Here is an 11,592-nt window from a genome sequence, read left to right as displayed (position 1 = left end):
CATCATGATTTCCACGACATTGCCACTATCTAATCCCTCAAAGAATCCCAATCTCCCGCACAACTCATTAACTGGTTCTATTCGCCTCGAAGCCCGAGATATCACACTTGGCTCGAAGGACAAAAAACGCCTCGATAACATCACTTTTACAATCGAACCAGGACAATTGATTGCGATCGTTGGCGGCAGCGGTGCGGGTAAGTCCACCTTAATGCGGGTGCTGCTTGGAAATGAGGCTCCGACTAGTGGCACGATCCATCTCAACGGCGTCGAGTTGCGGGAAAACTACGATCTATTCCGCCAGCAAATCGGCTACGTCCCTCAAGATGATATCGTCCACTCTGACTTAACCGTTGAAGAATCCTTATGCTGCGCTGCCAAGCTCCGATTGCCAGCAGGAACTAAGATCCGCGAAGTTGTCGAGCGAACGCTCGATCGCATCCAGATGACCGACAGGCGCAGAGCTAGAATCGCCAATCTCAGTGGCGGACAGCGGAAGCGGGTGAGTATTGGTGTAGAATTGCTGGCAGATCCTAAGTTATTCCTACTCGATGAACCCACGTCAGGATTAGACCCAGGACTCGATCGATCGATGATGGAATTACTCAGAGATGTAGCACACAAAGATCGGCGGACGGTAGCGGTCGTTACTCATGCGACAGACAATATCTCCGTTTGCGATCGGGTGTTATTCCTGGGTAGAGGTGGGAGACTATGCTTTTACGGTACTCCCCGAGAAACACTCATATTCTTCGGCTGTGGTAATTTTACCGAAGCCTATCTCAAACTGGAAGCTGAAGCTAAAATCGAACTATACCAAGCCATCTATCGGGGTTCTGGTTACTATCGAGATTATGTTGCCAATCGCTTGCGAACCCCATCCACAGGCATCCCCTCATTTACCGTCCCCCGCTCAGATCTCGCCCGTCAGTGGCGAATTTGCTGCCATCGCCAACTCAAACTTACCAGACGCGATCGGGTAAATCTACTCCTGTCGCTCCTCGTCGCCCCAGTGGGGATTGGCTTACTCAAGGTAGCAATTAGCGATGTCAAGCCATTTACAGCAGTAACAGGTACCCATGCTACCTCAGCGATTCAAGTGCTGCTCGTATTCGTTTGTGCCTGCCTCTGGGTGGGACTCTCTGGCTCTTTACAAGAGATCGTCAAAGAGAAAGCGATCTACGCGCGGGAACGGGCGGTGAACCTCAAAATCCGAGCTTACCTAGGTGCAAAGGTATTTGTCTTGGGTTTGCTAGCGATCGTCCAAGCTGGATTCATTGCTTATGCAATCGCCCACTTATTCATCGCACCAAGCAATCCCCTGATGACTTGGGAATCGGGAATGGCTCTTGCCTCCTTGCTGACGTTAGTAGCTAGCTTGAGCTTGGGATTACTAGTGTCTGCGGTGGTTAGTAATGGCTCTCAGGCAAATAGTTTACTACCCTTGCTCCTGATTCCCCAGATCGTGTTCTCAGGTGCCCTGTTTAAGCTAGAAGGCATCGCTAATACGATCTCTTATTTCACCATTTCGCGCTGGTCGATTGGGGCGTTCGGGACGATCGCTAACGTTAATGCGCTAGCTCCGAACGTAACAGATTTACCATTCCCATTTGGAGTAGCATACTCCCGTTCTTGGAATAATTTAGCATGTAGTTTGTCGATGCTAATCGTACATGCTGGTATTTATATTTTAATTTCTGCTTGGCTGTTGTCTAAAAAGGATATCATTAAATAATCGAGAATTCTCACCATTATTTCTAATGCAAAAAAATCTTTATATCTGGGGATTAGCTGTTACATTAGCGATGTCTATTAGTAGCTGTGGCGACTCCACCGCCACTAAAGTCCAGAAAATTGAATGTGATGCAATTACCAAGCGGATCGAAGAAACTGCTCCAAAAGTTGGCGAAACAGAACTAACAGAAACGGGAAAACTTCAAAGATCGCTCGATCGCAGTCGGGCGATCGATGAATTTGCCACAAAATGCAAATAAATTATTTATACTTAACTCAGTAAACTCAACCCCTCGCGAATATCTTGATAGTTTTTAGCCACAGCCATCAGTCGCTTCATCGCCGACCTCTCAATTTTCCGAACTACCTCAATACTAAGATGCAAGTATTCGCCCGTTTCTCCTAAAGTTTGGGAAATCCGATTATTTAACCCATATCTCACACAGATCACCTGCTTTTGCTCGGGGGTTAATTCTGCTAAAAGCTGGGGCAATCGCACTTCGGCAATCTCTTTTCTAATTAGCAAATCATTGAGATCCCGATCCATAGAAGGGATAATGTCAATCAGGGCTGTATCTTCTTTAACCCCGACTTTCACATCGGTAGAAATTACCTTCGGATCGTTGGCAATTGCCAATTTAACTTTAGTAATATCCATTTTTAACGCGATCGCAATCTCATTTAATGATGGTGCCCGACCATCTTCGAGTAATAGCTCTCGATACTTCCGTTTGACCTGTGCGATGGTTTCAATCTTATTAATTGGCAGCCTAATCGCCCTGCCGTAGTTATTCACAGCTCGCGTCACTCCCTGTCTGATCCACGGGTAGGCATAGGTGCTAAACCGATATCCTTTTGTAGGCTCGAAAAGTTCTACCGCCCTTCCTAACCCGATCGATCCTTCTTGGATTAATTCTAGTAGATCTAGTCCTCGCCCTAAATACTTTTTGGCGATCGATACTACCAAACGCAGATTAGCTTCAATCAGAATTTTTCGCGCTTTTATTCCTGCCGACTCACATAGGTCAAGCTCTGATAAGCTAAGATCGACCATGTATGCCCACTGAATTCTGCCCTCAGCGACGATCGTTTTGAGCTTGGCACCAGAAATATTTGCCTGAACTGCCCACGCTGCTAATGTTGGCTTGCGACCTAGTTGCGCGGCAAGGCGATCGCGGATTGCCACCATTTTGATATACTCAATTAAGACTGAGTTCTTGGGATGTTCGCCAGCTAGTTTAGTTCGCAACTGAATGAGTTGCTTGTAACGCACGTAGTTGTGCGCTTGACTCGTTTCCTCTTCCTTGGATAGAAGCGGAATTTTTCCCATTGCCTCTAAAAATAATCTCACTGAATCTTTTTGTAGCGTTTCAACTGTCATATATTAGTTCTAAAGTTAATTTTGTCTGATGCTGGCGATTGCTGATGCTGTAAAGTGCTTACAAGCACGCTCGGCATAGTAAGTAGACTTCTGTTGCTCCTCTTGCTTACCCGTTTGCCGGAACATTAGATCGTAACACTGGGCTAGTTGAAAATAAGTGATTTCAAGTTGCCGTTGGTAACTCTGGGTGTTACCTTCAAAAATACTTAGCGCAAAGTGATAATGCTCGATCGCCAGTTCGATTGGTGCTAGCTCACTCCTTTGCAAACAGACTCCCAGGCTTAACTTAATCTCTGCCCACTCATGCGGATTCTGCTCGCGGGTAAAAACAAGTAGCGCAACTAAATAGTTTTCAATTGCCAGATCGAACAGATCTAGTCGTGCTTGGGCAAAGGCTTTAGCCATCAATGTGTGATGATATGCGATTTCAACTATCGACGACTTAATTAGTTTCTCATTTTTTAAAACTACCAACGCTCGATCGAATACCTCGATCGACTCGATCGCTTTCTCCTCATCTAACTTATTTTTAAAATCATACACTCTCGACTCAATTACTACAAAAGCAACCTTAATCGACTTCCATACCGCCGGATTTAGATGTGGTTCGGCTGCTCGATAATCAACTAAGTTCTCTTTGGCTTTGCTCAGTACGGCTAAAATAACCTCTGTATAGTTAAGGTCGTTATTTAGCTCGATATCCTGGAAATGAATTAATGTTTGTGCTAACTTCAGATATAAATTAGTTCTAAAATTTGGCGTGTTTTGAGCGTCAGTTCCAAACAGCGGTTTAAACATCTCGATTTCCTCAATCAGCCGCCAATCGAGTAAATTTTGATGTTTGGCAATAAATACAAGTGTCTCTAAATCTTGTGCTTTTTTATAGCTGACTCCTTGAAAGGGGTCTACCATGTTTCTCCCTTCGATCGTTAAAAGACTCATAATTAATCCCCGATGTTGATTATGAGCATGAACCATGATTAATTCGACAATATCATTTAAAATCATTTTCTGATAACTTTGTAGTTCTAATTTTTAAATATCAGCAGTCAAAGAAGATGTTGATACTTTTGCAACCTCAACCAGATTGCGGCGATCTTCTACTCGATCTAATGCTTCATTAGATTCAACTGAGATAGAGTCTTGTCCGAATAATTCTTCTAAATTTAGTACAGATGAAGTTTGCTTACTAATATAAATTTCAAATGCTAATCGAATATGAAATTGTGTTAACCTACGAATAAATAAGACTAGAATTAAATCGAATAATTTAGCTAGCTTCACAATCATAATAGAATTTAATAGTTTTCTTATACACTTAGTATACCCAAATATTAAAAGTAAAGTATCATTAATTTCTCTTGTATCTATTATATTCAGAGAATAAAAAGATCTATATTAAAAAATATAGATCTGCTGAAAACATACACTATTTATCAAGAAAAATTTACGGTCTAATCTAAATTCTACTCATATTTATTATACCCAAAATATTGATAAATATCTCTACATTCTTTAATTTGTACATCAGATCGTATTACAGTCTAGGCATTTTAGTTGATGTTAATTTCTGAAAATAATCATGAAATCAATAAAATTCTCAATTGTCTTTTTCCCAGCGTCTAACAATCGATTATTGACGATTGCAGTGTCTGGCAGCTCCTGCGATCGACATCTAAATTTGTTGACTAACTGCTATTAGTGTACCTCATAACAGCGGAAGTACCATATTAGTAAATAGTTTGTTTTATCGAAAAAATAAATATCAATTGGTAGCTTATACCCGATCTCTGGGCATACTAGTAGTGATACTAAAAATTCAGTATTGAATATTCGATCGCCCAGGCGATCGGTGATTATAAATTCTTATCTTGCTTGAGGAGTCATTGACTGTGGCGATTCGACCACCTAACTATAACGATCGAGGTTTTACCTTAATCGAAATGCTCGTCACCATTGCCGTTGCTGGTATCCTGATGGGAATTGCCATACCTTCATTGATGTCATTAAACAAACCACTTCGCGACGGATCGTTACAGTTCAAGAATCAGTTGAGCTTGATTCGATCGAAAGCAATTTCTAGTAATAAAGCCTATCGTCTCCGACCTAAATTTTCGACACTAGCGGAGTATCCAGATGGGAAAGCGCGGAATTTTGTAGTCGAGTATGCAGGTAATTGTAGAGTACCAGAGAATACTGCCGCTCCTCCTGCACCCCGCTGGCAGGTAGCCTCAGAATTAGATCTCGATCTACCACAGAATGTCGGAATCCCCACAATATCTACTACATTACCTATTATAGGTACGATTGCAAATCCCTTTGGGGAATGGACTGGAAAGAGCATCTGTTTTGATAGTAGAGGCATCCTTGATGACACTGTACCTCTACCTAAAATAATTATCAAAGATTTCCGAGGTGATAATAAAGCAAAAGTATCATCTTTTGACATTACTAAGACTGGTAATGTTGATATCAATACTTACACTGAGAGTACACTCTCTATTTTTACTCTAATTCCCATTAATAGTCAGGGAAACCCTGAGTTTTGAATGAATAAGCTTAAAGTTCGATCGAGGCTTATCCTCGATCGAACTTTAGGCTTATTTACAAAGCTTTAGCTTGTTTGAAGCAGTAACTACCCTAACAACATCGGGAGTTTGCCTTATTTCATTGACCTTTTGGAGACAACAACAACGATACCAGCAACTAACGTACCAACAAAACTTAATGGTTCGGGGACTTGTTGACTATTTTGATTTGCGGCGTAATCAAAGGACAAACTCTGAATTCTCAATGGACTACCGCCAGAAGTAGTTGGAACTGTAGAAAGATAAGTACCAGTGCCGCTATAGGTACTAAAGCTAGAACTACTCGGATCGGCAATGTAGAAGTTGGTACCATCATAAGCAATTCCACCGGAGCCAGTACTACGTCCGGTCGTATCGATAAAATTGGCTTGGAGAAGATTTCCTGCTAAATTATAAACGTCATAATTACTGCTGCCAAACCCTCTGTTAGCAATCAACTTGCCGTCAAAATACAGTAGTGCATCCACAAAATTTGCAGAGTTACTTAACGTAATTGTATTAACTATATTACCTGCTGTATTAATCTGGTAGGCATTACGATTTTGCCCAGTTCCATTAGCGGCTTGATAATTAGTCGCCCAAAAGTTACTACCATCCCACGTTAATGCTGCCATATTTGGCAGAATAGTATTTATCGCCCCCAAGCCGTTACCAACGGTATCGATTTCATAGATCCGAGTGTCGTTTAAGGTTGTATAGAAAATACTATTGCCAATATTAACAATCCCTCCCCCAGCACTAGTTGCCCTAGCCAACGTTGAGGTAGCTACACCTGTAGATGGATTAAGTTCGTTGACATTGAATCCGCTTTGCTGATTGCCGTATAAAGCAGCGGCACTAGCCGCCTGAGTCATTACCAAGGGCATTAAACTCGCAATTGCCATTCCGACTAGATTCTTCAGCATGTTTGTAATTGTAAGATAAGATCATAATAACACATCAATACGTGAGATAGAATAAAGCTATGAACGAGCCTAGAACTATATCCTGCACCTTTAACACTACTTTTGCCCAAATTGTCAAGATCGATGCGACACTTTCAGCATTCAAGCTGGCTTGCGAACACGTTCATCGATCGATCCCACCAAATCTTAAAAATGAGGTAGCAATTCAAGCATTAATCTACCATCAAATCAGAGAGGAATTTCATCTTCCAGCCCAACTAGCAATTCACGTCATTCGCAGAGTTGCCAATACTCGAAAACTGCCCGATCAAATCGTATTTTCAAATAGTACCGTTTACGATGTCCGTAGTATTTCTTTAAGACCGACAGATTGGACGGTAAGTTTAAGTACTGTTGCTGGACGCGAAAGATTCCCGCTGGTAATTACCAATTACCAGCGAGGTTTACTGTTACAGCATCAGCTCAAAATCAAAACAGCAGTTTTATCATCCAAACTAGATCGTTATTGGCTAACGATTAAAATTTAGTAGCTTCGTTTAAATAAATCCTGTTTTAGGTAAGTTGCCATCGGTGTCATCGGTGGTAGTTTGCTGAAGTCGTTAAAATCAGTGTCGTAATTAGTAGAAGCACCACTGAATGAGGCATTAGAATAATTAAGAGCTTCATCTGGAGATTTGTACACCCTGTAGCGACCATTACTTTCTAACGGTGTACCAATTCCAATAAAAGATCCCGAAATTATATACTGGTAATTATCCCAGTTTTCTAATTGGCGCAACCTCCATTCCGACCCATGATAGGGAGTAACAGGTGGACTCCCTAGATTGCCTTGACTCAAATCTTGCCCAATTAAGAATGCCGAATTATAAGTAGTCGCAATAGCATCATACTGAGCAGATCCATGAACCATAGTATCTCGACCAGTCCAAGGAGAAGGTACATCAACTGTCGGTAAAATTCCGCAATTGATTTGACCTGTCAACACATTAGTCGGATCGATTGTCGTCCCAGGGCTGAGACAGTTATTGGAGAGCGACATAACTGTATCGGCGAAAACTGCTGCTGGCTGTTTGGCATTCGGATAAGTATTATAATCTCCTTGCAAATAAATAGGTCGATCGGATACCACTGATAATGGTGCAGGTAAGTTTCGACCACCATTAATGGCAAATCCATAAGCACCTTGACCGAGAGTATGCCCTTTTCCAGCTCGATAATAATCGAGAACAATCGGATTTCCACTAATGGGATCGACTGCTATTGTCCCGTCGGGGTTCATTTTATGAATCGGTTTGGTTGTGTCGAATACTACATTATTCGACGCTCCGGTACTGCCATCACCACTTAAATTATCATTGACCGTTGCGTATAGTACCAAACCCCCCTCAGTCCGATCGCTTGCCGCTAGTCCTAAATGGGCGAAACTACCCACAGCCGCCGCCGGATCTGCTGCGGCAACCTGGAACAGTGCTCCAGTGGTACCGTAAGCTGCTGTGGCTGCTGTAGTTAGATCGCTTGCATTCACAACTGGAACACTTTGCAAATTCACCCCCATATTTACATAACGACCATCCCGATTCCACATGGTCAGACTCTCAATATTAGTTTGCAAAATCGTTCGTCGTAGTTCTTCCCGTCGATCGTAAAATCCGGCTGTACCATCTTGCTTTTTGACCATTGCGATCGGTGCGGGTAAAAAGCAGCTATCAGCAGCGCGAGCGATGCTAGCTGGAGTTGCTGTAGTTAGGTCTAAAAGTTGTGCTGGGGACAAACTCAATCCCCAAGCAGGATTGACCAGTAAACTACCAAACGTCGCCTGAGTTGCTGGATCTAACATCCCAGCTTGAGTAACACGAGCATAATCGATCGGTGTAGGTTGAGCGGCAATCGCTGTGGCTAGTGCTTTTAAAACGATCGCTCGATTGGTTGCTGATAAACCTACCATCGTTGAGTTGGGAGTCAGCACACCATAGCCGATTAAATCTCGGACTCGATCCGTTATCCCCAGAGTTGGGCGACAAAAACGATCGACTTCCTCAATATTTTGAGTTACTACCAATACAGGTTGAGCCAAACTCATTAGCTGACCCTTCTTCAATCGATTACAAACGTGAGTCGATCCCTGCCGAGTAGAATTAATATAACTACTCCCTGGATCGGTAAAACTATATGTACACGCACCACCAACGAATCCGGCTTGAATCGAAGTTATGTCATAAGGTATTGCTCGATCGGGAACCATTTCAATTCTCAAGTCTGCCTTACCAAAATACTCACTAATTTCTCCAGTTAGATAATTACGTTTTCGCAGAAAACCAACATCAGGGACTTTCAATACTGGCGATTGACTGACTAAATGCCCGTTAAAGGGGGCTAATTCTGCTGCTGTTAGCGGTAAGAGGGGATTAGCTCTAGTATTGTCATTTAAGGGTAAAGCTAAATAGGTACCTGTAGATAATAAGAGGCGAGTTTGTGAAGGTACGTTTCCAGACTGTCTAATTGAATTAGCAGAATCAGTCCGATTATAAATATCGCCACTAGCTGTTACTTTTCCTAAATAATCAAAGTGGAGAGTTGAAAATGTAGAGGAATTTCCCCAGTACTCCAAGTACATATTACCATTTGAATGAACTAATCCATCAATAGTTTCAGAAGCTTCAATATATTTTGAAGAGTTTCCGTCAGAAAAAATAGCAAACTGGAAAATAGGGATCTTCCGAATTGTCACACTCGATTGAAGAATTGTACTTGCGCCGCCACCACCCGTTGGCTGTGCAGGAGTTGGTTTGGCTGCCGTACTATAAAAAACATATTTATACTCCTGAGTATTCAAACCAGCATAATCTTGTCCCGAAGGAATAGGTGTTGTTTCTGGAACATCTGGATTTACTAAAGAGTAACGTGTTGCATCTGCTACAAATGTATAAGCAATAAATTTGTTCGATTTAACTATATCTGTTTGTGTGAGGCTACCACCAGTACCGCCAACCATCGCGGCAACCTCACTATCCTTAAAAGCATAATTTCGACATTCAAACTCATTACTAGTCGGAGTTATTCCCACTGGAACTGAATAACAGTTAGCAATATTTTGCTGAGTAACAGGAGTAGAGCCAGGACTAGTCCCAATCGGCAATTCATAATTAGTAAATTTTGCTCTTAAACTAGCAATCCGCTTGCTCAATCCTGACTCTGCGGCAAAAAAAGTACTCGCTCCATCTGCATTGGCATTAACTTGAGATTTATTTAGATCGGCAAGATTCAAAGAAGATGCTAGTAATCCTGATAAACAAATAATCAAAATTGAGACAATTACCATCGCATAACCTTGTTCTTGGTTATGGTGCCTTTCTGATATAAGTTTAAAAAGTAATAAATTCAGTTTAGTATTTTTCACGATTGATTATTTGGATAAAGTATTCCGAGGAAAATATTCAGCCGTCGCAGTAAGTTTACGAAGATCTGCGACAGTTGGTATAATATTTTCACCAGTGCTATCGTATTTAGACTGCAAACTAATTCTAATTGCCGCGATGGTTTGCCATTTTAAATTTGGCGGATCTGTGATAGCCTGATTATCGTTAAACTTACAAACATACTGCGGATCGGCAATTGTACCTGCCGGAATTGGATTGAAGGTACAAATATCTCCAGCTAACACTGAGGGTAGGGGATTAAGTGTTGTTGCAGTTGCTGGGGTTGGATCGATCGCTCGATTAGTTACGTTATTATATAATTTTGCTGAAATATTAAATTGAGCGATACCTTTAACTAACGTGGCTGGAGGGCTACCATTTATAGATAGGGTTAAACTTCCGCTGTTATTTAAGGCATAAACCCGTTCTTCAATTAAATAAATTGGACTGCCGACACCATAAGGCACCATCGTATTTCTCGGTGTATCAGTGCGATCTGCAACAGTCATTGCTGTTTTAATAAAATATTGAGCAGCATCAGTATTAAAATTATCATCATAATAATCAAAAGTCCGCAAGTGTCCACCAGCATCTGATACAGCCGCTCGAATCCGCTCTCTACCAGTAGATAAAGGTGAGTCGCAAAGATCGATACTTGTTTCTAAATAATTTAGATCGTAATTATCCAACTGACATCGATATTCCCGAATGCCCATTAAGTTAGCAAATGGACTTACTAGGCTTGATGGGGGAAAGAAACTACTTGGAACTGTACCGAACATACAGTTAACATTTGAGCTAGTCAGATCCGCAATATTAATCGATGATGGTAATGGATCTCCATCACCAGGAATATCTTGGCAAAGAGTAAGAGCAGGTTGGATCGCCTTTCGGATTGTAATAGTAGAAGGTTGTAATGGAGTTGCTGTCGTATTATTAGGATCGAAATTAAATTCAACTACCGGAAAAAGCGGGTCTGTAATTCCTTCTCCTGCTTGCTTAATATCAGCTCCGATCGAATCTAAAATAGTGGATAAATTATGACTCGTCTCAATATCCTTATTAGAGCGAACGAAAATCTTATTGAAATTTATATAAGTATCGAGAGTCAATCCAGTTACAATTATTAAAATAATCGTGCTAACAATTAGCTCGATTAAGGTAAATCCACTATTGTAACTTGGTTTGGAATGCTTCAAAAACATAAACAGGGGTAATATTGCCATTATAAAAAACTTCAACTTTGTATGTTCGTGAATTAATATTACAAAGACCTGGATTGGTACTCAATCCTGGACAGAAAGTTGTCTTAATCGCATATTGACGACCAAGCGATCGCGTAAGTACTATTTCGGCAGGAGTTGGAGCGGTAAGACTGACCGGACTAAATACCGGATTTAAGGGAGTAGCAATATTTCCGTCTGTATTTGTAGCGACCCGCAATCATAAATCATCAAACCCACAATCATCGCAAAATTGAACCCACATTAACTGCAACTATCCGACGACTCAAACCCACATTAACTGCAACTGAACCCGAATTAATTGCAACCAACCCACAATCATCC

At 41.5% G+C, this 11,592-nt stretch carries 10 protein-coding genes; 4 read left to right on the top strand and 6 right to left on the bottom strand.

All coding sequences use genetic code 11. The features are described 5' to 3' along the window. Positions 1-4 precede the first annotated feature (4 nt). Both ACEW9I_RS02810 and ACEW9I_RS02805 read left to right on the top strand, forming a co-directional pair. Positions 5-1,735 (top strand): ABC transporter ATP-binding protein/permease, encoded by a 1,731-nt coding sequence (locus ACEW9I_RS02810; RefSeq protein ID WP_373538857.1) that lies wholly within the window; start codon positions 5-7, stop codon positions 1,733-1,735. Positions 1,736-1,760: 25 nt separating this feature from the next. Continuing rightward, positions 1,761-1,994, top strand: a complete 234-nt coding sequence (locus ACEW9I_RS02805; protein WP_373538856.1) for a hypothetical protein — start codon at positions 1,761-1,763, stop codon at positions 1,992-1,994. Between the two features lie 11 nt (positions 1,995-2,005). Here the strand turns inward: ACEW9I_RS02805 and ACEW9I_RS02800 are convergent, their stop codons facing one another. From ACEW9I_RS02800 to ACEW9I_RS02790, 3 genes are all read right to left on the bottom strand, one after another. Further along, positions 2,006-3,115, bottom strand: a complete 1,110-nt coding sequence (locus ACEW9I_RS02800; RefSeq protein WP_373538855.1) for a sigma-70 family RNA polymerase sigma factor — start codon at positions 3,113-3,115, stop codon at positions 2,006-2,008. A gap of 15 nt (positions 3,116-3,130) precedes the next feature. Beyond that, a complete protein-coding gene (locus ACEW9I_RS02795; RefSeq protein WP_373538854.1) occupies positions 3,131-4,057 on the bottom strand; it encodes a hypothetical protein in 927 nt (308 codons plus the stop codon). Between the two features lie 93 nt (positions 4,058-4,150). Further along, positions 4,151-4,399 carry a hypothetical protein gene (locus tag ACEW9I_RS02790; protein ID WP_373538853.1) on the bottom strand — a complete coding sequence of 83 codons (249 nt, stop codon included), beginning with the start codon at positions 4,397-4,399 and terminating at the stop codon, positions 4,151-4,153. A 608-nt stretch (positions 4,400-5,007) separates the two neighbouring features. Here ACEW9I_RS02790 and ACEW9I_RS02785 point away from each other — a divergent pair. Further along, positions 5,008-5,664: a Tfp pilus assembly protein FimT/FimU gene (locus ACEW9I_RS02785; protein WP_373538852.1), complete on the top strand. Its 657-nt coding sequence runs from the start codon at positions 5,008-5,010 to the stop codon at positions 5,662-5,664. Positions 5,665-5,777: 113 nt separating this feature from the next. Here ACEW9I_RS02785 and ACEW9I_RS02780 read toward each other — a convergent pair whose 3' ends face one another. Further along, complete coding sequence (locus ACEW9I_RS02780) at positions 5,778-6,608, bottom strand: hypothetical protein (protein WP_373538851.1); 831 nt, start codon at positions 6,606-6,608, stop codon at positions 5,778-5,780. A gap of 59 nt (positions 6,609-6,667) precedes the next feature. On the opposite strand from ACEW9I_RS02780, the gene ACEW9I_RS02775 reads away from it, so the two are divergent. Then, on the top strand, positions 6,668-7,135 hold the full coding sequence (locus tag ACEW9I_RS02775; protein WP_373538850.1) for a hypothetical protein: 468 nt from the start codon (positions 6,668-6,670) through the stop codon (positions 7,133-7,135). Here ACEW9I_RS02775 and ACEW9I_RS02770 read toward each other — a convergent pair. After that, positions 7,132-10,005 carry a hypothetical protein gene (locus tag ACEW9I_RS02770; protein ID WP_373538849.1) on the bottom strand — a complete coding sequence of 958 codons (2,874 nt, stop codon included), beginning with the start codon at positions 10,003-10,005 and terminating at the stop codon, positions 7,132-7,134. The genes ACEW9I_RS02775 and ACEW9I_RS02770 overlap by 4 nt on opposite strands. Before the next feature lie 6 nt (positions 10,006-10,011). Then, the gene (locus tag ACEW9I_RS02765; protein WP_373538848.1) at positions 10,012-11,250 is read right to left on the bottom strand and encodes a PilW family protein; all 1,239 of its coding nucleotides are present in this window, start codon (positions 11,248-11,250) and stop codon (positions 10,012-10,014) included. Between the last annotated feature and the right edge of the window lie 342 nt (positions 11,251-11,592).

Source organism: Chamaesiphon sp. (genome assembly GCF_041738855.1).
Taxonomy (GTDB): Bacteria; Cyanobacteriota; Cyanobacteriia; order Cyanobacteriales; family Chamaesiphonaceae; genus Chamaesiphon.
Note: the sequence above shows the minus strand (reverse complement) of the source record. Positions and strands in the feature narration are given on the sequence as shown.